At 42.3% G+C, this 24,142-nt stretch carries 15 protein-coding genes; 11 read left to right on the top strand and 4 right to left on the bottom strand.

Annotation, left to right across the window (positions count from 1 at the left end; translation table 11 throughout):
• The first annotated feature begins 113 nt into the window (after nt 1-113).
• The 5 genes from KFT32_RS05060 to KFT32_RS05080 all read left to right on the top strand — a co-directional run bounded on the left by KFT32_RS05060 (nt 114) and on the right by KFT32_RS05080 (nt 8,324).
• Nucleotides 114-3,998, top strand: a complete 3,885-nt coding sequence (locus KFT32_RS05060) for a DUF4430 domain-containing protein (RefSeq protein WP_211746053.1) — start codon at nt 114-116, stop codon at nt 3,996-3,998.
• A gap of 79 nt (nt 3,999-4,077) precedes the next feature.
• Entirely contained in the window at nt 4,078-5,085 is a 1,008-nt protein-coding gene (locus tag KFT32_RS27140) for a DUF4430 domain-containing protein (protein WP_349304859.1), read from the top strand.
• On the top strand, nt 5,057-5,989 hold the full coding sequence (locus KFT32_RS05070) for an energy-coupling factor transporter transmembrane component T (protein WP_211746054.1): 933 nt from the start codon (nt 5,057-5,059) through the stop codon (nt 5,987-5,989). Before KFT32_RS27140 ends, KFT32_RS05070 begins: the two co-directional genes overlap by 29 nt.
• Nucleotides 5,962-7,653 carry an ABC transporter ATP-binding protein gene (locus KFT32_RS05075; protein WP_211746055.1) on the top strand — a complete coding sequence of 564 codons (1,692 nt, stop codon included), beginning with the start codon at nt 5,962-5,964 and terminating at the stop codon, nt 7,651-7,653. Before KFT32_RS05070 ends, KFT32_RS05075 begins: the two co-directional genes overlap by 28 nt.
• Complete coding sequence (locus KFT32_RS05080; RefSeq protein WP_481856303.1) at nt 7,650-8,324, top strand: ECF transporter S component; 675 nt, start codon at nt 7,650-7,652, stop codon at nt 8,322-8,324. Before KFT32_RS05075 ends, KFT32_RS05080 begins: the two co-directional genes overlap by 4 nt.
• Nucleotides 8,325-8,959: 635 nt before the next feature.
• Here KFT32_RS05080 and KFT32_RS05085 read toward each other — a convergent pair.
• From KFT32_RS05085 to KFT32_RS05100, 4 genes are all read right to left on the bottom strand, one after another.
• A complete protein-coding gene (locus tag KFT32_RS05085; RefSeq protein ID WP_211746056.1) occupies nt 8,960-11,449 on the bottom strand; it encodes a glycoside hydrolase family 38 N-terminal domain-containing protein in 2,490 nt (829 codons plus the stop codon).
• 15 nt (nt 11,450-11,464) lie between these two features.
• Nucleotides 11,465-12,478, bottom strand: a complete 1,014-nt coding sequence (locus KFT32_RS05090) for an ROK family protein (protein WP_211746057.1) — start codon at nt 12,476-12,478, stop codon at nt 11,465-11,467.
• Nucleotides 12,465-14,354 (bottom strand): class I mannose-6-phosphate isomerase, encoded by a 1,890-nt coding sequence (locus KFT32_RS05095; RefSeq protein ID WP_211746058.1) that lies wholly within the window; start codon nt 14,352-14,354, stop codon nt 12,465-12,467. The genes KFT32_RS05090 and KFT32_RS05095 overlap by 14 nt, the downstream gene beginning before the upstream one ends.
• Before the next feature lie 121 nt (nt 14,355-14,475).
• Nucleotides 14,476-15,414: an AraC family transcriptional regulator gene (locus KFT32_RS05100; RefSeq protein ID WP_211746059.1), complete on the bottom strand. Its 939-nt coding sequence runs from the start codon at nt 15,412-15,414 to the stop codon at nt 14,476-14,478.
• A gap of 172 nt (nt 15,415-15,586) precedes the next feature.
• Between KFT32_RS05100 and KFT32_RS05105 the strand changes: the two genes are divergently transcribed.
• The 6 genes from KFT32_RS05105 to KFT32_RS05130 all read left to right on the top strand — a co-directional run bounded on the left by KFT32_RS05105 (nt 15,587) and on the right by KFT32_RS05130 (nt 24,076).
• Complete coding sequence (locus KFT32_RS05105) at nt 15,587-17,677, top strand: DUF5054 domain-containing protein (RefSeq protein WP_211746060.1); 2,091 nt, start codon at nt 15,587-15,589, stop codon at nt 17,675-17,677.
• Between the two features lie 236 nt (nt 17,678-17,913).
• Nucleotides 17,914-19,668, top strand: a complete 1,755-nt coding sequence (locus KFT32_RS05110) for an ABC transporter ATP-binding protein (protein WP_349304860.1) — start codon at nt 17,914-17,916, stop codon at nt 19,666-19,668.
• Nucleotides 19,665-21,455, top strand: a complete 1,791-nt coding sequence (locus tag KFT32_RS05115) for an ABC transporter ATP-binding protein (protein ID WP_211746062.1) — start codon at nt 19,665-19,667, stop codon at nt 21,453-21,455. Before KFT32_RS05110 ends, KFT32_RS05115 begins: the two co-directional genes overlap by 4 nt.
• Before the next feature lie 159 nt (nt 21,456-21,614).
• Nucleotides 21,615-22,592: a phosphotransferase family protein gene (locus tag KFT32_RS05120; RefSeq protein WP_211746063.1), complete on the top strand. Its 978-nt coding sequence runs from the start codon at nt 21,615-21,617 to the stop codon at nt 22,590-22,592.
• 309 nt (nt 22,593-22,901) lie between these two features.
• Entirely contained in the window at nt 22,902-23,501 is a 600-nt protein-coding gene (locus KFT32_RS05125) for a hypothetical protein (RefSeq protein WP_211746064.1), read from the top strand.
• A 38-nt stretch (nt 23,502-23,539) separates the two neighbouring features.
• Nucleotides 23,540-24,076 carry a hypothetical protein gene (locus KFT32_RS05130; protein ID WP_211746065.1) on the top strand — a complete coding sequence of 179 codons (537 nt, stop codon included), beginning with the start codon at nt 23,540-23,542 and terminating at the stop codon, nt 24,074-24,076.
• Nucleotides 24,077-24,142 lie beyond the last annotated feature (66 nt).

The raw sequence follows: 24,142 nt of genomic DNA on the forward strand, positions 1-24,142 counted from the left end.
GCTCTGTTCGATTCTGACCGTATCAAGACATCTTTCTAATGGAGAGGTGTCTTTTTTGTTGTGCGGAGATAGAATCACTAATTATTATGGACATTTGAGAGGATGAAATCGAAGTGTTTATCTGGAATCAAGTAAAACGAAGTATCATCGTCCTGCTATGTATGGTACTCCTCGCAACATGCTGGACTCCGAGTTCGGCTAAAGCAGCAAGCGAGACTACGGAAACAGAACGCCTCAGCGAAATGATAGCAAAAACGGTTGATTACTATAAGAATAATAGAAGAAATTTGAGTTCCTGGTGGGAAATCGTTGCTTTATCTGGTGCAGGTGTAGATTTGAATGATGGAAGCTGGACGTTACCTGCTTGGGTAGAACAAGATCCTGGATTGAAACCCAATGCAGGAGGAACCGATCATATTCAATATATTATGGGAATGCTGGCACTGGGTAAGGACCCGGAGCATGCTTGGGGAACACGTAATTTATACAGTGAACTAGCAGCACAGCAGAATTCTACCACTGGAGCAATTGGTGGAATTAACAAACATGCCTGGGCTATGATGGCGCTTGACATCGGACAGAAGCTCGGAGCGGATACAGGTTCTTGGAATGAAGAAGCGAAGCAAAAGTCACTTTCCTTTGTACTAAGCAAGCAAAACAGTGATGGTGGTTTTTCTCTATTTTCTTCAACTGATACAGATATAACCGGGATGGTCTTGCTTGGCCTCGGTCATTATCAGAATGAAGAGGCAGGAAACGCAGCAATTGAACGTGCAAAAAGCCTGCTTAAAGATCGTCAGTTAGATAATGGAGGGTTTAACTCAACAGGAAGTTTTGGTTTTGGAGACAACTCTAATACGTTGTCTGCTGCTGTATCTGGGCTAGTTGCTGCGGGGGAGAACCTTTTATCATCAGAATGGCTGAAGCAAGGTAACAGCCCGGTTGATGCATATCAGAACTTCCAACTGGAAAATGGATCTTTCCGCTGGAAGCCTACGGATAAAGGCACTAATCTGATGGCGACTGAACAGGCGCTGATCGGAATGCTCGATATTTTACATGGCGAGTCTACTTGGTATAGGTTAGGTAATAGTGACCTCCCTAATCCAGAACCAAACCCAGATCCAGAGCCAGGCACACCAGGGGATGGATCAGGAGGAGAAACGAACCCACCTTTGAAAAAGGTCACGTTTTCCGTTGAAAAGCGATCGATCGGTGAAGGCGACATTACCTCACAAACAACGGTTGAGCTAGAAGATGGAGATACGGCATTTACATTATTACATAGAGAACTAACGGACCGGAGTATTGCTTTAGAGTATTCGGGTGCAGATGAGAGTACTTATGTCCAAGCTATTGATGGACTAGGTGAATTCGATCATGGTCCATTAAGTGGTTGGATGTATGAGGTGAACGGACAATTTCCGAGTGTGAGTGCTGGAGTATACGAGCTCAAAGACGGTGATGTCCTACGCTGGAGATACACAACGAATTTAGGAGAAGACTTGGGCGAGGAACCGATTCCTGGCACGGATGAAGAAATAATTCATGTATCCGCAGGTCAATCTCCGATTTATGTGAATCAACTTGAAATCGCGAAAGACGTAATCAAATTACAGTTCACTGAGGAGATTCTGCCGGAAGTAACGAGCGTAAGCAACAGTACTTATATGTTCATCGAAAATGAGACGAGTGTTATCTCCGGAGGGTCTGACAATCAGATTCAATTACCTCGTGATCTGAATACAAGCGATCCGGATTTGATCAATAAAATCAACAATTCTTTATCTACGAATAACCAAATTCTATCCGCTCTAGTTACACGTATCAAAGTTGGCGGAGAACAAGACATCTTGTTTGATAAATTTGTAACGATTAAGTTATTGGGTCAAGGAGACAAAGAGGCTGGAATGCTGAATGCAAACCAGGAGTTTCACCCGATACTAAAATACGAAAATGCATCAGAACACAATGATCTGGAAGCCTATGCTTATCGTGATAATAATGATCTAATCATCAAAACGAAACATTTCAGTGAGTTTTTGGCGTATTCCGTAACAAGTAATAATGGCGGTAATGAAGGTGAGGGAGATGGATCAGGATCAGGTGGCAATGGCGGAGATCCTGTACCTCCGGTATCACCAACGCCTACACAATCGAACATTACTCTGTCTGTAGAGAAGCGTACCATTGGACAAGGGGATATTGTAGGCAAGGCGACCGTGAAGGTGAATGAGGGAGATACTGCTTTCACTGTGCTGCAAAAAGCAATTTCTCAAAACAATATTTCCATGGACTATTCAGGATCGGGAGCAAGCATTTATGTAAAATCCATTGATGGACTCGGTGAGTTCGATCATGGCGCCCAAAGTGGATGGATGTATGAAGTGAACGGTGAATTCCCTAATGTCAGTGCAGGAATATTTGAGGTTAAAGATGGTGATGTAGTCCGCTGGCGCTATACTACGAACTTAGGTAAAGATTTAGGAGCACCTGAATTTAACCCGGATCCATCTGGTCCTGGATCTAATCCAGGCAATTCCAATACAGAGCAAATGCCATCACTCGAAACAACGAAAACATATATTGATAAGATTTCATCTTGGATACTGCAAAATCGCAATTTTATGATTCAAGACAATTTTAATGATTGGGATGTCTTAGCTCTCGCACGAGCAGGTAAAGAGGTTCCTGTGTCTTACGCTTCTACGCTGCTGAATTACATTCAGAGCAAAAATGGTGAATTCCGTTTGGTGACCGATTATGAGCGAATGACGCTTGCTGCTATTGCGATTGGGAAAGACCCATCTAATTTAAGCGGCACGAATTTCTTGGAAAAAATATATAACAACAGCAGAATGACGAATCAAGGAACGAACGGTCTTGTCTTTGGGCTGATCGCGCTGGATGCAAAAGAAACGAAGATTCCAGTCGATGCTTTGTGGACACGAGAGAAACTTGTAGCAGAACTTCTCAATCAGCAAAATCAAGATGGTGGTTTTCCGATTAGTAAATCTTCAGGTAGTGATAGTGATATTGATATGACGGCAATGGCGTTACAAGCCCTTTCTAATTATCAAGATCAAGTAAAAGTGAAACAAGCAGTAGAGAAAGCACTTCAATGGCTATCCAATCAGCAACTTGAAAATGGTGGATTCAAATCTTTTGGAGCAGAATCAAGCGAGAGTATTTCGCAGGTTATGATTGCACTTACGAGCCTTGATATTAAGTTCAGTGATAAGAGATTTGTAAAAAGCAAAGGGAATTTGATGACCGCATGGTTAACTTATATGAATAAAGACGGTGGCATTGCCCATAGTGCTGGCGGTAAAAGTGATTATATGGCAACACAACAAGGGCTTCTTGCTTTAGCTGCTTACGAGCGTCAGCTTAGTAAGAGCAATCGCCTTTATGACATGACCGATGTATCTACAGAAACCGGCAAACCATCGATATCTTATACGGATGAGCACCTCATTGCCTCTTGGGCAATAGAAGGTGTCAATAGGGCATCAGAGCTCGGTTACATGAAAGGAAGCGGAACAGACAGCGCTCGTTTCGAACCGAAACGTAATATTACCCGTGCAGAGTTTACGGCAATTATTGCGCGATATGCTGGACTCGAAAGCTCAGAATCAACATCTGGATTCATCGATGTTCCTTCTACATCTTGGTACGCTGGATATGTCTCCATTGCGAAGGAAAAAGGATGGATATCAGGGATTACGAAGGACAAATTCGCACCGAATGAGCCGATCACAAGGCAAGAAATGGCGACGATCCTCGTTCGAATGATTGGTGAAACTGGCGATTCCGTATCTAGTGATTTTGTAAAAGATCAACAACTTATCGCAAAATGGGCTCTTCCTTATGTGAAGTATGTTTATGACAATGGAATTATGAGGGGAGACGGCGGTAATTTCCGACCACAATCTGCGGTGACGCGAGAAATGGCAGCCGTTATTATGGTACGTATGCACGATCTGAAATCACGTTAATGGAATGGAGAGGAGAAGGAGACTTGTCTCCTTCTCCTGCTTATTTCTAGGAATCGAATGAATACAAGAGGTGAAGATAGTGGGTTCCTTTTTCAAATGGTTGTGGAATAAACGAACTGTAATCGCTGGTTTACTAGTGATAGCGATCATTATATTTGGCAGTGTGTGGATGTATAAAGGTACAGAAGCGGAGCCAGGAAAAGTCGCAAGAAATTCAGATAATATAACGCAAGAAGTACAGCCCAGTAGCACGGTTCAAAATACAGATGAGATAAGTGAGGAAGAGAGTAGTAACTCCTCCCTACCAGCGTCTAGCGGTCAAGAAGATGGAGCTTCAAACATACCCGCGGTAGCTCCTGATGAAACAGAAGTAAGCGAACTCGTCTCATCGCAGGAAGATACAGAACAAGATACAAGAACAGAACAAGAGAGCTCTAAAGATAAGCAGAGCGATAGCGCCTCGACAAGTGAATCTGATCCTGAAAAAACAACAGCGGAAAAGGGTTCGAGTTCAGGAAAAGAACCATCTTCATTGGCTTCTGGAAAAGAGAGTAGCAAAGATAATGCGTCCGTTAAGCCTGGAAAAACGGATGAAGTTAAAAGTGATACTTCTACGAACAAAACGCCGAACAAAAATACGGGGACGAGCACCACTTCTTCGGCGGAAGCTCCCAAAGACAAACCTAAAGAAGAGCCAGTAGAAGAAACTCCGAAGAGTAACGTAATCACGATAACAATTATTGGATCTCCCAATGAAGGTACAATGATGGAAACGGTCACGGTTGAGATCGGAGAGATGAAGACAGTTCTGGATTCTCTAAAGAACGTAACACGTTCCTCCAAAATGCAGATGGAGTATAGTGGTACCGGTGCTACCGCATATGTAAAAGGGATCAATAACTTGTATGAATTTGATAATGGAGCGGGCAGCGGCTGGATGTACAGTGTTAACGGAAAGTTTCCGAATCGAAGCGCAGGTGTATGGCCTTTACAACCGGGAGATGACATAAGGTGGCTCTACACAGAAGATCTGGGTAAAGATGTCGGCGCTGGTGTAGATGATGGGTTATGGGACGGTAAAAGCTGATATGGTTTACGGTTTCGCTTCACTTCATCCCCGCCTTTGCTTTATCTATTTCGCAGGACTCATCACAATCTGTATGCTTGTTAAGCACCCAGTTTATCTCGGAGCCGCGTTTCTGGTAACCATTCTACTCAATTTCTCCATAGATCGAGGACGATCTTTACGAAAGGGACTTGTTAGGTATTTACTCATTGCACTCGTCATTTTCATTACGAATCCGTTATTTTCAAGCAGAGGAGCAACCATTCTTTTTTACTTGCTAGATCGGCCCGTAACGCTAGAGTCGATCGTATATGGTGCTATTTTTGCAATTTCTCTACTGAGTGTATTGTTTGCGTTCGTTGCTTTTAATCTAATAATAACACCGGAAAAAATGTTGTACCTGATTACCCCCTTTGCTCCGAGGACTGCTTTTATTGTTACTGTCACACTGCGGTTTGTTCCACTGCTTACAAGCCGACTAAAAGAGATTATGACGATAAAGCGTATTATGGGACAAGGGAAAGAACAAAGTCAGCAAATGAAAAAAAGCAAAAAAAATCGGATGCAGAATGGGATGGAATCGCTTCATACTTTGATTAGTTGGTCACTTGAAGAGGCTCTGATTACAGCTAGTTCTATGCGAGCAAGAGGATACGGTGTTACGAAGCGCAGCAGTGCGCGAATTTATAAAATGGACAATCGTGATCGAATCGTCATGTGGATTATTATCCTGACAGGAACGAACCTTATAATTGGTGCTTGGTATGGAGTGAACAGGTATGATATTTATCCGAGACTATCTCAGATGACTTGGACCTCTCTCTATTCGTTTCATTTCACCTGTTTTCTTCTATATTTACTTTTTCCACTGTTCATGAATGGAAAGGAGTGGTTGCATTGGTATCTTATTCGCTCCAAAATGTAAGTTTCGCTTATGCAGAGAGTTCAAATCATACCTTACATGATGTATCTATAAATATTGAAGAAGGAGCATTTGTCTTATTATGTGGTCCTTCAGGTTCTGGTAAGACAACGTTATTACGACAACTGAAGAAAGAAATCTGTCCAGAGGGAAGACGAACAGGGTCTATTCTCTACCGCGATGTTCCTACCCATGATCTGGAAGATCGTATCTCCGTTGAAGAGATCGGGATGGTCTTTCAGGATCCAGATCATGCGATTGTGATGAATACGGTCTGGCAAGAGTTGACGTTTGGAATGGAGAATCTCGGTTATAAGCCTGACGTGATACAGCGCAGAATAGGGGAATTAGTATCCTTTTTTGGAATGGATTCTTGGCTGGACTTAAACATACATGAATTATCAGGAGGACAAAAACAGATCGTGAGTTTGGCTTCCGTAATGTCTCTGCGTCCGCGAGTGCTACTCCTCGATGAACCAACGGCACAACTGGACCCCATTGCAGCTAAAGAGTTCATTCAATGGTTAACTCGCATTAACGAAGAACTATCCATTACGGTCATCATTAGCGAACATCGAATGGAAGAACTTTTTGCCATTTCGACACAAGTGATTATGCTAGACCATGGACAGGTTATTTACAATGGGGAATCTCGTCAGGTAATTCGAGAGATTATAAAAAAAGAAGACCCAATTTTTCAATCTTATCTACCTTCTATAAGTCAACTTTATATGTTGCTAGGTAAGGAAATGGAACTTTCGGATCGGATTCCCATTAGCGTGAAAGAAGGACGCAAATGGTTATATGACAAATACAAGTCATTACCTCTCAACCATCTGGACAACCATTTGATGATGAATGAGGAACGCAATGAGGAGCTCAAAAAACAGGAAAAGGTTCTGCTCGAATGTAAACATCTTTTTTATACATATGATAAGAATCATCCACTTGTCGTAAAAGGGTTGTCTCTACGCGTTCACGATGGTGAATTTTTCACTTTGTTCGGAAGTAATGGATCAGGTAAATCAACGCTGCTTCAATTGATTGCTGGTGGCATGAAACCACAGAGAGGCGACATCCTCTTTGAAGGGAAATCATTTTCACGAAAACAATCAAGTGAGAGGAATCGTTATGTTGGTTACGTTGCTCAGAACCCTCTTCTGTACTTTACCCATGATACAGTCAGAGGACAGTTGCAATCTCGATTACATGACCTAGGGGAGGAGGCGTACAGAGAAAGATTGGATGATCTGATAGATCGATTTGAACTGCAATCTATTCTTGATCATCACCCTTTTGATATTAGCGGAGGGCAGCAGCAAAAAGTGGTACTTGCTATGGTTCTGCTAACGGGGCCAAAGTTATTGCTACTTGATGAGCCTACTAAAGGGATGGATCCCCTTGCTAAAATAGAACTGGCAGCTTATTTGAAACAGCTTCAGAATCAAGGAACTACCATTTTAATGGTCAGTCATGATATTGAATTTTCGGCAAGCTATGCGACACGTTGTGGCCTGCTCTTTGATGGACAGATGACAGCAGTACAGGATACAGGCCCTTTTTTGCAGGATAACTTTTTCTATACAACTATCGTTCATCGAACGGCTAGAGATATAATGGACTCCGCAGTTACGGTACAAGATGTACTAAGTAGATGTATAACATGAAGAAGGTTCTCTACATCGGAAGTTTTGTAGCAGCGATTCTCATGCTTATGCTTGTATTATGGAAAGAGGATTATTATTTGCCCTTAAGTTTTATGTTTATTGGTCTTGCTATGTTGCCATTCTATGTAAGACTTGAAAGTAAGAAGATGAGAGCTGAGGAAATTTTATTAATTGCCATGTTGGGTGCGATCGCGGCTATTAGTAGAATCCCGTTTGCACCTCTACCCAGTGTTCAGCCCACGTCTTTTGTGATCATGATGTCGGCTCTCGTCTTTGGTCCAGAAGTGGGATTCTTGGTAGGCAGTATTGCAGCTATTGTATCCAACCTATTCTTAGGTCAGGGACCATGGACTCCTTGGCAAATGTTTTGTTGGGGAATGATAGGCTTTACCGCAGGGATGTTAAGAAATACATTCATCATGAAGCGTCTTTGGGGTAAAAATGTGTTTGGATTTATATGGGGATTCGTCTTTGGCTGGATTATGAATCTGTGGTTTTTACTAGGTTTTTATGAAGATTTAAGCTGGCCTCTGTTCGTTTCGGCTTATGCCGCCAGCTTTTATTTTGATCTTGCACATGCGGTGTCAAACGTCGTTTTTATTACTTTCTTCTCGGCCATATGGCTTAAAATTCTGGGAAGGATCAAAATGAAGTATGGCCTGCTAAAGTAATCAGTTCTCCACCAATATTTATCGGCTAATTGTAAAAGCACCCTCAAATCGTTCCAAATTAAAGTATAGAACTCAAAGAACACCGGAGTTAGAACTCGAGTGTTCTTTGAGTTTCCTTATCCTTTGGTACAACTCAATTTTTCAATACAATAGAGCTGATGTTAAACCTTAAATTAACATTAAAACTTTATTAATACCAGATTAATATTTCCATATTTATACTAGACATTAATATTATTAACTAGTAATATTACAACTTCGTAGTTATTGGCCAGTACATTAAAAGGCACAGATTGTTAAATGGAGGGTCATCATTGGATCTTAACATAGTTTATTTTCTAGTAGGTGTCATATTTATGTGGAGTTTTATCAATAGTTTTAAAAGCTCAAGATATCAAACAATTTACATGATCGTCACAAGTTTGGTATTTGGGTACATGTATTTTTACGTTACAAAGTTATTGGGTATTAGATAAGTTATAGCACCCTTAGATGGTGCTTTTTTCATGCTCTAAATTCAAATTGACTCCTCATTTTCCAATATAATATAAAAAAGCCCAAGGTTTCCCCTGGGCATTAACGCTGCTTAAGTAAGAATCTTTCCGATCTCTGTTTTTTATCGTAACTTTATGAAATTATAAAATCCGATGAATTGTAAATTGTCCGGTGGAACTATGAAGAGCATTCGCGACCTGCTGTGCCTCTAATTGAGAATGACGCTCTACTGCATAACGGAATTCGTAAAATCCTCCGAGTGTCGCTTTAAAGTTCGTTTCCCAATAATTCGTCATAATCCATGCCTTCGTAGATGGAAGACTATCTGCATCCTGCATCATATGAAGCTGGCGTGGCTTGTGTTCAATAGAACCTAACTGTAGAAGCGGAGTGTCCGTCATCGATACGGATAGTGCTTCTTGATTATCTTTCGAATGAATGAAGAATCCTTCCTGAACACTAGTATAGTCCAGACAAGAACCTGGAATTTGATCCTTCCAAGGACGAAGAATGCTACCTGCCTTCTCAACATAAAGTTCGGTTTCCTCTCCCAAAGCGAAGGGGAGGGAGACATACACATTTTCAGGAAGCCAGACACTTTCCTTGTGTAAGCGGACAGATACTTCGACACGAGGCTGATTTGCAAACATTTTCAGATGAAGAGCATAATAGCTCATTCCCTTTACTTCAAACACAAGCTCCACAATTGCGAATAATGGGCCGTTATCTAGCACTTTCACTTGGCTTAATCGCCCAATATCCCGCTGCACGTTAGGCCCTTTTCGATTCCGACCCATTCGACCCCTTGCAGAACATACCTGGGAAGGATTATGTTCATCCTGAGTAGGGGTAACTTCATAGATTGGTGTGAATGGAGCATACTCACGGTTTTTCTCCAGTAGATCCACAGATAGGCGTTTGTCTATCCAAGTGGTGATTCCCTCATTTAATTTCCATTCAATGCGCAGGCTCTCCGATTCAATCGAGTTTTCGTTTACTTTAATCGGATATTCTGAAATTTGATCTGTCCAGATATCGGCAATTCCTTCGCAGGAAATGGATCCGATATTTTGTGCGGTTACCATTTTACCCGAGCCGGAGGACAGTGCCGATGTATCCAGCGAATGAATGTGAATAAACCGTGATTCCCCAGGTAAAAGCGTTAGTTCCGTTACAAGAGATTGATTACGGGACAGCTGATAAGGTAAAGGTTGCCCTGTGGACTCATCAATCAGTTCGAATTTGTTCTGTAAAACGTTAGTTTCCCATCCATCAAGGGGTATAACGATCTGTAAAGTAGCTTCGGATGGCTCGGTATTAATGACCTCATATCGTAAAGGTCGATGGGGAGCAAGAAGCGCCCCTTTACGAGCGACAAGTACATTATCGAGTGCGCGATGAGCTAGCTTGCTAGCTTCGGCTGCATACGCCTGTTTCCGTACTTCAAGCATCTGTACCTGAGGATGCCATGGTTCAGAGACAGAAGTATGATATCCCCACGTATGTTCCGCATACATGGTCAGTGCCTGGGATGTAGCTTCAATGTCGGATGGCGTAGCTGTCTGCTGAGTAGGATCCAAACTTTTCACCTTTCGAAGCGTACGCTGCGCATCACGATAAATCTGAGTATGCATAGCTGTAGAGGCAACCCCGTCAGTCCACCAGTCCGGCCAGTCTCCGCGGTGCACCGGAAGGGAGGACAAGTCTTCCTGTTTCAATATTGCAAAAAATTCGGAAAGGGTCGTTAATTTAACCGTGACTTGATCGCCAAATTGTTCATTCCATTTTGATGCCCATTCTGCGATATCGGAATTTGGAGAAGCATTGTCTGTTCCAAGCCCGGACACCATGACGGGAACGAAAGAGTAGGGATATTTTTCTTGTTCAAGATTCCATAAATAACGGTTAATTCTTAACGCTGCGATGTCATTATGGCGATCTTCCGGCTCTACGTGTTGATGCTGAAGTTCATCTTTAATCATGTATCTTCCGAGCGCATTAGGACTAAGTCCGAGCTCATTGCCGAACATATAATGTTCACCGTTCCATACAAGCAGTTTATTGCCATCCGGTGTCTCCCACCAAAACGGAATCTGCTTACGGCCAAGCGGATACATCCCGTGATGCGAGTGAATACAGGAGAAGAGATGCTGAATATTATTTTGCAAAAGGCTTGATGCATAACCCCAACTGTATCCATTGATGTCGGCAGTCATTGCGCTGTCGATCTGGTGTCCGAATGATGCTGCGTACTTCTGGGCTTTGCCATGATTGCGGAGAAGAAGGTCCATATCAGGCAGCTCGGTCATGTTAAGGTAAGTTCCAGACAGCTCAATATCACCGCGAAGGATAGCCGCTTGAAAAGCTTCTTTTTCTGCAGAAGTTGCTTCTTCTAGAAATTTCTCAACCGCCCAAAATGTTTCACAAGTCCACCGGAAAGTTTTCCACTCGGGATTTTCTCCGCAGTGTGCAGCTTCCGTTATTTTTAAGGCTTGGCGTATAAAATCAACATGGTATTGTTCAATTCGTTCTTGTCGCTCCGTATAGCCGATGTCGGTGTGCGAATGATGAATTGCATAAATCGTCCAAGGTTTGGTAGGTTTGTGCTGGCTTGCAGTGACTGTACTCATTTTTAGTTAGCCTCCTCAGTTTGTAAGCAAAGTGTTTTCGTATTTGTTAGTATCATTGAAAAGCGTATCAATGCCTGTAAACACATCGATCATCCCATCAGGCGACTGAAGAATAGGGACGGAATAGTCTTTCAGAACATCCTGAATGTTCTCTTCCCACAAAGGGAAGCTGTTAGCAATTTGTCCTCCAAGCAGAATACGGTTTGGCCTAAAGGTATCCATATAAGGTAAAAGCATCTCCCCGAGACGTTGCCCATATTGCTCAAACAATTGTTTAGCAGCTTGGTTTCCGCCAGTAGCTTCTTTCGCCAAATCGGCTACATCGGAATCGGTATTCTCTGCGAGAACACCTTGCTCACGAGCCATCTTTAGAATTCCTCTTCTTCCAAAATAGCTGTCGACGATATGATCTAGGTAAGGTTCATTAAATAACATTCCATCTGATGGAATTCCTTTGATGCCTTTGATGATTTGTTTTTTTTCAATAAAAGCAGAGCCTAGTCCGGTGCCAAGGGTAAGGCACAGAAGCCGTTCTGACGGATAACGCTGGCTGATCCCGAGTCCAAATAGGAAAGCGTCATTGCCAAAACGAATATCTGCTGACGCGAGTGCAGAAGACATTACAGTAGGTGTGGTTGAATAAAGCTTCATAAATTCTACTCGTAGTAAGTCTCGGACCGACAAATTGTATAGTGCTTCATATTTTCCAACACCTTGAAGAAGTGCGATTCCTTCTGCATATTGAAAAGGTCCGGGAAAAGCAAATCCGATCTGAATTTGGTCCTTTTTATGCAGTGCTCTGATTGAGCTAGTGTAAAAATGAAGTAACTCTACACATAGGTCAGCGAAAGAGCTAATCGTAGCCGCAGCAGGGCCATTTGATTCTGACGGCCTGGATCTATAGGAGCCAGATAGAATCACTCCATTTACAAGAACTGCTCCTTTCAATACAGTGCCGCCTGCATCCAGTGCTAGGGTGATTTTCGCAGGTGAGTTACCTGAGAGATACGGGGTATCACTTAAACCCATGTAATACCTCCTTGACTGAAGTGCTCGATGGCGGAAGAAGTGGAAGGTTCCAGTCTGGATTTACTCGAGCACTGATCAGCGTGCAAGGGGAATCAGAATCAGACAAGTTCTCTATGCGATATTCTCCTATATTCGCAGGGACAATGTACGCTTCCGCATATCCAAACTCTACCGCAGCAAGTGGGGAAGCTAGTGGTACAAGACGAACACGTTCACCTTCCACGAGGTTGTACATGACAAACTCTCCGCATGTATCTGCCTTCCAGCTATCCTTTAGTTGTAATCTGCTGACTTGGAACAAAAGATCTTCTCGTTGTCCCAGTATTTCCTCAACGTTATTTCCTTGGCTGCTTATTACTTTTGGACGGGCAATGAGCCCTTTCTCCGCGGCTTTGGTATCCATGGCATCATTGATATTATGGCGAGCATGCTCTGGATTGAGGGGACGAGGTTTACCGTCCTGATCGAGCCGCAAGTAATCATAGATTTTAAAAGTAAACCACCAAGTGGTTGATGAAATCTCCAGTACGAGGTTGTCTCTGCCGGAGCAGTGCACTGTTCCAGGAGGGATAAGATACAGATCCCCTTTTTGTGATGAATACTCGTTCACATAGGAGGACATCTCAAGCGGCGACCCACTTAGATGTGCATGCTCGACTGCTTCAAGAAGCTGCTCACCTGTTACCCCTTCTTTCATTCCAAGAAAGACCTTTGCTCCCGGCTTATTTTGCATAATGTAATAAGACTCTTGTTGTGTCATATGTTCGTTAAAATGGGTCTCTACATATTCCTGCTCGGGATGCACCTGAAGTGACAATTCGCCTCCCTGCATGGTATCTAAATAATCAAACCGGATCGGAAAATAGTCTCCGAACAACTCCACATTGCGTGCTCCCATAATACTGCTAGGGGCAGTTTCCATCAGCAGACTGAATGGGACTTCAAGAAGAATATCTTGTACTTGAAGAAGAAGGGTATTTTCAGGAGCGATAGGCTCAAAACTCCAAGCACAGTTTGGCCACTCTTCCGGCAGGTTACATAGTTCCTTTAAATATTGACCTCCCCATATACCAGGGGCAAAAAAAGGTTTGACCCGAAAAGGTTGTTGAGCGACTTTCTTCAGAACTTCGGTCAAAGCTCCCGCCGGTAGCCAGACAGGTGTCTCCGGTTGATTCATATCTATGTAATATGCTTTCTTTTCCGGATGATCTGCATAATGAGAAACCCACTCTCGGCGATAGGGCTCCCATACAGGCCATTCGAGAAAATAGCAGTTTTTATAAGTCTCTACTTTATCTGTGGAGCTTCCGAAGCCGAAACTGCCCATATGCTCTGCATGACGGAGCTGCTGATTTTCCCTAGAGTAGTCTGCAAAAAAATACAAATCGGATGGTTGGCTGGAAAGTAGCGCAGCTCCTGGACCATACAGGACGTAAACACCACTTTTTATTAGACATTCGTTCGTTTTCTTTTCCAGCGTCGCTTTAGCGTCGCTCTGGAAATATTGAAGAGGACTGGTATGGGTCGCTTTATAGCCAAATGCCCGATTATCCGTTAGATAGACAGCCATCTCTGTCCGAAGTTGTGACTCAGGTTTTACATAGTGTGCTGTGTAATCAGATGAGAATTGAATTCCTGCCTCTTGGCAGATTTGCTGAATGGGTTCTAGTAATCTATCAAAATTAGTCCCGTGAGTTCCATCTAGGGTAATGAAGATACTGCGCCTCTCCCGGTTCTCATCTCGTTTTATCGCTTCGTAGGTATTCATTATGAGGGAACATAACGAATCTGTGCCCTGTTGTATGAACGAGGGTTCATTTTTCTTAAGGTGCAAATCATTGATGGGATACAATTGAAAGTTTGTTGCAGATGCCATGGGTGATGTATCCTCCCTTCCTTTTGTCAGCTTTCGATCTTATTGTAGAAGGAATAGGGAGGGTACGTCTTTGTAAAAAGAGGAAGTGTTTTTGTACGATTAGGACATGATGTTCACATCATCATAGATTCGAATCGAATCGTCCTTCTGTAAATTGTGTCCGGCGAAATCGAGCGGGGGTTACACCAATTTTGATGGAGAATACGCGTGTGAAATAATGAATAGATTCAAACCCACACAGCGTAGCAATTTCTTTTATTTGATGATCCGAATGTAAAAGTAAATCCTTAGCTCTTTGTACACGCTGCTCCTGAACATAATGGACGAATGATTGATGACCGTATTTACGGAACAACCGTGTCAAATGACGAGACGTGATGTGCAGGTGGCCTGCTACTAATTCTAGTGAAAGAGACCTGCTTATATTATCTTTAATAAACAATTCGGCTTGATGAATCATCGATGTTCCTTCATCATTTCGTTTCTTCTCATGAGGCTCGATATAGAATCCGGGTCCGTGTGCAGTGAGCAGAGACAAAATAAGTGACATGGCCATACTGTTAAGCGTAATAGCAAGGGGCGGTGCCGATCCGCCAGAGGATGAGGGACTAAACAAGGATACAAGGGAGAGCCACAAGAGCTCCGTGGGTTTTGCTCCTTCTTCACGTACGACTGGGTTAGCTTGCTCAGCAAGCAGCTGGAATGCAGTATTAAAAATTTCACTACAAGCGGATTCAACTGTTTCAAAAGCAATATAGCATAGAGATAAACCTTCCGTGCTCTTAATCTGATGCTGAATACCGGGCCTAGAAAGAAAGAGGGTGCCGGGGTGGAGAGAATATTCATTACTTCCATCTATGTAAAAACCTTCGCCTGATAACACGTAACAAGCTTCAAAAAAGGAATGCTTGTGCTCAGAGTTGTCAAAGTGACGGGGCATAAATCCCCAATAATGGATTTTAATAGCGAGATCGGGGTGATCAATTCGGTTTAGCGTATGGTTCAATTCGGAATTGGCCCGTTTAAACGACTGTACAAAAGATAGTGTATCTATGCTCATACTAGCGGCTCCTTTTTCATTTCCTTCATATAATAGTGTAATCGATATCGTCCTTTGAGAAAAGAGAAGCGATGTCCGTATTTTGTAAAAGTAGGACCGTTTCATGCAAAGACAATAAGTTCTACTCTTCGTTACAATGTTGCTACATCATGTTGTAATGGAGGAGTTAATTGTGATCAAACCAGTAAAAAGAGTTCATGTCGTATTCAAAACACACCTTGATATTGGATTTACGGATATGGGTGAAAAGGTGATTGACAGTTATATGAATGGTTTTATTCCGCAAGCAATAGAACTTTCTGAGCAACTTGCAGAAGAAGAAGGAAATGTAAAATTCATTTGGACGACAGGATCTTGGTTAATTAATGAGTACTTACAGACGGCAACACCGGATATGTGCGCTCGGATGGAGAAAGCGATCCGGGAAGGACGAATCGTATGGCACGGATTGCCTTATACGACACATACGGAAATAATGGATGCCAAGCTGTTCGAATATGGACTTTCCTTATCACAAAATCTAGACCAGAAGTATGGGAAAACGACGATCGCTGCAAAGATGACGGACGTTCCGGGACATACGATTGCGATGGTACCTATGCTGGCAAAACAAGGCATACAATATTTACACTTGGGCGTAAACATGGTTTCCAAAAACCCGAAAGTTCCCAAAGTGTTTGTATGGCGTGCAGCGGATGGATCGGAGATCATTGTGAATTATGCAGATAGTTATGGAAGGCCGTTTCGGATGGAAGGAATGGAGGATGCTTTATATTTTGCACATACGTCTGATAATCATGGACCTTCTACCATGGCCGAAATCAGGTCTCTGTTTGAACAATTACAGGAGGAGTACCCGGGGGCGGAAATTATCGCTTCGACCCTTGATGCATTTGCCGAAAAGCTCATAGAAATCAAGGATCAGCTTCCTGTCATTCACGAGGAAATCGGAGATAGTTGGATCCATGGTATTGCCTCCGATCCTTGGAAAGTCGCGCGTTATAGGGAACTGCTTCGACTGAGAGACAATTGGCTTGAATCAGGGAGAATGGATATACAAAGTGAGTTGTATGCAGAGTTTAGTAATTGGCTCATGCTCATTCCAGAGCATACATGGGGATTAAACAATACTGTATATCTCGTTGATTTCCAAAATTGGTCAGCAGCCGATTTTGCCGAAGCAAGAAAACGTGACACGGTCGATGATACAAAGCTGAAAAAATTTGATTATCTTCGTCAATTAGCGGCGGAGACCAGATCGTACAGCTATTACGAAAGTTCTTGGCACGAACAGCGGAACTATCTAGACAAGGCACTTAGCGTTCTGCCTGAAGTTTTAAAGACGGAAGCAAGTAAGGCGCTAGAAGAAATGAGTCCAGAGCATATTGAAGCCATGTTGGATCATGCTGAGAAAGGCGAAGTTATCGAAGCGAATGAAAGCTATTCATTAGGATTATTTCAGGTAAGCTTTGCTGCCGATGGGTCTATCCATCGATTGACGGATCGATCCGGGAAAGATTGGGCAGACGACAATCACAGGCTGGGGACATTCCAGTATGAAACGTTTAGTAAAGAATCCTATGATCAGTTTTTCAAAGATTATGTGACGAATCTGGATATCCATCATAGCTGGGCGGATAATGATCTTGGGAAACCAGGGATTGAGTATGCTAAACCAAGACCAGAACATCAGCGGACTGCAGCCACTTTAAGGTCACTCCGAGTAGAGAAAAATGATCAATTCGATGTCGTTACGGCAGAGCTGAAGTTACCGTCGGCCGTCTGTGAGCAGTACGGTGCACCTCGGAAACTGGCAGTGATCTATTCATTCCATAAAATGGAACCAGTTATCGAAGTTACCCTGCTATGGAAAGACAAACAAGCTTGTCGCCTGCCGGAGGCGAGCTGGATTTCTATAGTACCACTGGTGGATAACCCGAACATTTGGCTTATGGACAAGCTCGGGGAACAAATTTCTCCATTATCTGTCGTAAAAGACGGTAATCGGAATATGCATGGAGTGAATTCAGGGCTATATTACAAAGGTGCGGATGGAAAAGTTAGCATCGAAACGTTAGATGCACCTCTCGTAAGCCCGGGAGAACCTCGTTTGTTACAATTCGATAATACGTATGCACCATTAACGGGCGGACTTCATTTCAATCTGCATAATAACGTATGGGGAACGAATTTTATGATGTGGTTTGAGGACGATATGAAGTTTAGGTTTAGATTGAAGCTGGAATCGAACAACATTGAATGATGAGGTAGCCAAACGTTATCAAGTTTTTATACACGGTTCTATCTAGGTACTACAATATAGTTATCTAAAAATCCGCGATGAATCGCGGATTTTTTATTTTTTATTGTCCGTTTTATCAAAGTATTTATAACTATTTTTTACCTAGGAAAAACAGAAAACATACGGTAAAATGGTAAAGATTTACTTCTGACGGTTTTTTAAAAGTTGGATGTATACATATTTGCATACATATGGGGGTGGGCACTTTGCCCAAAGAAAAGAAAATTTCAATGACGTGGTTGCTTCGGTATTTGAAACCTGTAAAAGGAAGGCTAACCATATTGCTCATCATGCTGCTCGTTTCGACTGGATTACAGCTTGTGAGCCCTCAAATTATTAAGCGGTTTATTGATACAGCAGCTAGTGGTGGTGTACTGGCAAGTCTAATTCAGCTAGCGGGTCTATTTCTGATCGTAGCTGTCTTTAATCAATTGATTACCGTAGCTGTGAGCTATCTTGGTAACGATGTTTCTTGGCGGGCAACAAACCGCCTTCGCGGAGATCTGCTGAAGCATTGTTTACGGCTTGATATGCGGTTTCATAATTTGAAAACACCAGGCGAAATGATAGAACGTGTTGATGGTGATGTGACCAGTATTTCGAACTTTTTCTCCATGTTTATCGTTCAGGTCATTGGGAGTTTTGTATTACTGGCTGGTATTTTAGGTTTTATGTTTACAGTCAATTTACCGATCGCAATCGTTATGGCCGTATTTACACTCGTTTCTATTTTATTCATGGTCTTCATTCGTGATTTGGGCGTTGCTCCATCCAAGGATGAACGTGAAGCAAGTGCTTCCTTATTTGGATTAATTGAAGAACGGATTGCAGGAATTGAAGATGTTCAAGCCAATGGTAACGTACCCTACGTAATGAACCGATTTTATCGGATGATGCGCGCTGTATTCCTGAAAGGAAGAAAAGCGTGGATGTTTCGAGTCATCCCTTGGAATACGACAGTTATTTTGTTTGCCCTCGCGGTTACGGCTGTATTATTACTCGGAGTACATTACTATTTAATTGGTCAAATAAGCCTGGGAACCTTATTTCTCATTTATCAATATACCCAAATGTTAAATGACCCCATTGAAATGTTGGGTGATCAGGTTCAGGAGTTCCAAAAAGCAAAGTCAGGTATGCTTCGTTCAAGAGAATTGCTCTCCGAGCGCAGTGAAATTGTGAATGGTGAGCAAAATGGGCTGCCTGATGGAGCTCTTGGACTGGAGTTTAGGGATGTGAACTTCAGTTATAACGAAAATAAACCAGTACTCAGAAACATTAACTTTACAGTTCATCCAGGGGAAAGGCTCGGGATCATCGGACGCACGGGCAGTGGTAAATCTAGCCTCAGTCGTGTCTTACTTCGTCTATACAACATCGACAGTGGAGTCATTCGTGTTGGGGGTACAGATATTTCAACATTGAATTTACCGGCGCTCTATCGGAGAGTGGGCATGGTCACACAAGATGTTCAGTTGTTCGATGGCTCACTGCGTGACAATCTGACCTTGTTTGATACGACAGTGACAGATGAATCGATTCTGAATACAACGGAGCAGCTTGGACTGCGAAGATGGATTGATGCACAGCCAAGCGGTCTAGATACTCATCTGACAGCGGGAGGTAATTCATTATCTGCAGGGGAAGCGCAGCTATTTGCGTTGACTCGTGTATTTTTAACAGAGCCGAGTTTAGTCATTCTGGATGAGCCTTCTTCCCGTCTAGATGCTGCTACAGAGAGCATGCTGCAAATCGCAGTAGATCAATTGATGAAAGAGTGTACAGGAATCATTATAGCTCATAGGCTCGCTACCTTAGAGAAAGTAGATAAAATTATGGTGCTAGGCGATGGTGAAATATTGGAGTTTGGAGCGCGGGAAGAACTTGCGAAGCGTCCGAACTCCCATTATGCCAGGCTGCTGGTTACAGGCAGAGAGGAGGAACTTGCATGACAGTAGCTGGATTTATAGGGCGGATTTTTCGGTATAATCCCTTTTTATTTTTGATTAATGGGTTTTTGTGGTGTATCTTTCACTCTTTACCGCTGGCAATTGGCATTGGGATGCAGTGGTTTTTTGACCGGGCAACCGCTGCGAATTCAACAAATGATTATATGTGGTTAGCTGTTCCTTTGATTTTTATTGCTGCGATAAGGTTTATGAGGGTAGGAACTTTCTTTGCAGCGTTCTTTCAATGGGTTACCTATATCTATCACATTCAAGCCATTTTGAGAACGAATATGCTTTCCGGCATTATGCGCTGGCCAGGGCGAAATTTGCCAGCTTCACCAGGAGAAGCAATGAGTCGCTTCCGTGATGATGTCGATGAAGTTGTCGAGTACGTTGAGTCATGGGTTGACTTCTGGGGGAAACTCGTGTTTTCCATTGTATCCATTAGTATTATGGCGACTATTAACTGGAAAATTATGCTGGTGGCTGTTTTACCGCTGCTCATCGTTACCTTTCTTAACAATTTGTCTGGTAATCGTGCCCGAAGGTACGGGCAAAAGAACCGGGAAGCGACTGGACGTATTACGAGTTTTATCGCGGAAACTTTCGGAGCAGTTCAAGCCTTAAAGCTGGGTCAAGCAGAGGATCAAGTTCATGCACGGTTTACGAAATTAAACGAAGAACGACGTCAAGCTGCACTGAAAGATAATCTGTTCAAGCAATGGATGCGATCTCTAAATCAACATGTCATTAGCATTTGTACAGGACTGATCTTACTCATGTGTGCTTCTGAGATGCAGGCTGGTCGCTTTACAGTGGGTGATTTTGCCTTGTTTACAACGTATTTGGCGAACATCGGATTCAGTATTTCATTGTTTGGATATATGGTATTTCAGCACAAGCGGCTTAAAATATCTTTTGACCGAATGCGAACTTTGTTTCGTCCAGGAGAAGAGGATCGAATTATTGAAGCAAGGAATACGTATTTGAATGAGGAGCCACCTGAAATTCCTATTATACGTAGAGAACCAGAAGATCAACTAAGGGAACTAGCGGTAGAAGGTTTATCCTATCGCTATCCGAATTCAGATAAAGGAATTACGGGTATCGATTTTCGTCTTGAGCGAGGTAAATTTGTTGTCATCACTGGGCGCATCGGTGCAGGTAAATCAACGCTGGTTCGGACGCTTCTTGGACTTCTTCCTAAGCAAGAAGGGACAATTCGCTGGAATGGGGAAGAGGTTGATCCGGCGACCTTTCTTATGCCACCTAGGGCTGCATATACGCCACAGGTTCCTCGCTTGTTCAGCGATCCTTTAAGAGAGAATATTGTGCAGGGTAAAAAGGAGAATGTTGAAGAAGGCTTGGAACGATCCATACGCCTAGCTGTGATGGATAAGGACATTAAGAATCTCGATCTAGGATTGGAAACATACGTCGGTCCTAGGGGAGTTATGCTGTCTGGAGGGCAAATTCAGCGTGCGGCGACGGCTCGTATGTTAATGACAGGAGCGGATTTGTACATTTTCGATGACTTATCGAGTGCGCTAGATGTGGAGACAGAGCAACAAGTGTGGGAAGGGTTATTTAAAGAGAAGGACGTAACCTGCATTGCGGTATCCCATCGTAGAGCGGCGCTTTCAAAGGCTGATCATATTATTGTAATGAAAGATGGGCGAATCGAGGCAGAAGGCAGTTTGGAAGAATTACTCGAAACGAGTGAAGAAATGCAGCTGTTATGGCAAGGGGAGCAATTACCTGACAAGAAGTATGCGAACGTTACCGATTAAAATGCTCGCACTACAGCATTTTAGCGACATCGTATATTTGAATTGAAAAACAAGCGAAAAGGCGTTAGAGTTCTATTGAACTATGACGCCTTTTTTCACTTGCTTCTAATGCTATTCCTTACTTCAATTTAGATTTTACAAACGAGAGGGAGATCTGATATGAAGGACAATTGGGAACGAACGGAGGAGACGATATCACTTGATCTCACCGATATCGAGGACATCATAAAGCAAGCTTTTCCGGATAAAAAACTTATCTCGGCCGAACGAATCGGAATCGGACTGAGCAATTCGAATTACAAAATTCTAATGGAAGGAAGCGAAGTGCCCTATGTATTTCGTTTATATCGCGGAGGTAGGGATGTAGCAGACAAAGAGCTCGCTATTGCGAAGCTTGTAAGACAAACGGTGCCTGTTGCGGACTTTATTTATGTGGATACGACCTTTACTCGCGCTCAGCACCCTTGGGCTCTGATGGAGTGGAAGGAAGGAATTCTTCTAGGGGATGTGCTTAAAAAAGGTACTCAAGCGGATATTGTTTCAGCAGCTACTTCTGTCGGTAGAAATCTTGCACAAATACATAGCTATACTTTTTCTGAATCTGGTTTTTTCGATGAGGATTTAAACATTAAAGAACCTATTACAATGGACGGCAAGCATTTTCTCTCATTCATTAGGCAAAGTCTCTTTCATCAGCCTTGTGGTACATGGCTTGGAGCTGATCTTACCCAAGCGGTCTGGTCTTTCTGCCAAACATATAGTCCGTTATTTTCAGATAACAGCGAGTCCCCTGTTCTTGTACATTCTGACTTCAACGGTTTAAATATACTGGTTCGGGATGACTTAGCAGATGGTTCTGTATCCGCTGTTCTTGATTGGGAATTTGCTTTCTCTTGGAATCGGTATGTAGATATTGGGAATATGCTGAGATATGAAGAAGATGGTTCCTTATTTGAGAAGCATTTTATTAGAGCCTATTTAGAGGAAGGAGGTCTTCTTGATAAGAATTGGAAAATCTTATCTAAGCTTGAGGATCTCGTTGCACTATGTGACATGCTGAATCATTCCACACTGAATACGCCAAGACGGATGAAGGATCTTCGGCATTTGGTCGAACGTACCATTCAGACTTCATAATTATGCTCAGGATGTTAGATTAAAAATATCATTAATAGTGAGGTATCTTACCTCGTTTGAACAAGTGAATATATAAGCAGGGAGTCGCACAATGTGCGGCTTTTTTTATTTATAGTTTCATGTACACAATTTGTAATGAGATTCCAGTATTGTGTTTTTTATGTTACTGAAATGGAATTTGCTTCATTTGTAATCATCATATTCTATGTTAGTATGATAGCGAAAATAAGATATTAGAAATACCAAAAAGTTTGCTGCGTATTAGACCATTATTAAAGTGTTTTTTCAGACAATGACGGAGGTTACGGCATGAGTAAGAAAAAGAAAATCAGTTGGAGCATTGGCGGAATTATTCTCATAGCTGTGATTATTACGGCTGTAATTATTCTGAAATCAGGAATGGTGACAGATCAAAAGTTTAATGCAGATGGGGAAGTTGAAGTCCATTATAAGAGTGCATACGTTGACGCAGTTCCAGAAGATTTCAGGACAAAATACACAAAAGAAATGGCTGCCGAGATGTTCAATATCACGAGTGAAACGGGCGAAGAGAGGGAAAAAGATACGATTGAGCTTAAAGCAAAATTCATACCGAATGGAGACGCTTATAAAGCAGAAGGAACAGGTATTCTGACCATTTCAAGTAAAGATTACCCTTTCCATATTACGGATTCGTATCTGAAGAAAGAAACATTGAAGTCCGGTGATCATTTGATATGGGGAAGCATCAACGGGGATTTTAAAGATGTTAACGGAGAAGAAAGGGAGATGATTCTGAATATAAGTACAGTAATAGAAACGGAAGAGGTATTCTATTATGCTACGCTAGGCGGATTGGTCATGTCATTTGGAGATTTCGGATTCGAAACAAAAGAAATAAGAGATATTCTATTAAAGAATCCGATCTGAGTCATTCATAAGGAATGGGTAGAAGGGGCAAAGAATGAATGATCTTAATAAATAGAAACGGCCACGACGGACGTTATAAGAAAATAAAACAATTAGTAAAAGAAGATAGCATCTTACAATTTTATCAGAATCAAGGCATTCTCGATGTATATCCTTATTGCCTTTCCGAGGAAGAGGCTAGGGAAATTATCGTTATATATGATTATCATTTGAAACATGAGCACAAGTTTCTCTCTTTTTTCCAAGACATGTTTGCTAAGCATGCATGTACAGTCCATTTTAGAGAACCTATAAAGAAATTGAACAAGGAAGAAAGAGAAAGGCTAGGTTCGGTTAACTTTAAGACGTATAAAAAACTACGTAAGTATAAACCCGGGTGTGCGATCGTCGAAATCGTAGAGGAACTCCTCCTCTTGGCAAAGCTGTCAGCCTTAGAAATATGCTTCGTTGATTACATTTTTGATGATGGGGTAGTGATAGTGCAAGGGAATTATGATCTTAGTTTCCCTATATTCTATCAACACCCTGAGGTTACTAAAATCGTCTCAAAGAGCGGACTGTTTATTCGAAGCTAAATACTTACTTATTCATTGGACATGGTACCGATACGCCCACTCCGAATATATTGTTCTGAAAAGTAA

The sequence above is a fragment of the Paenibacillus sp. Marseille-Q4541 genome, assembly GCF_018310695.1.
In the GTDB taxonomy this organism is placed as follows: domain Bacteria; phylum Bacillota; class Bacilli; order Paenibacillales; family Paenibacillaceae; genus Paenibacillus.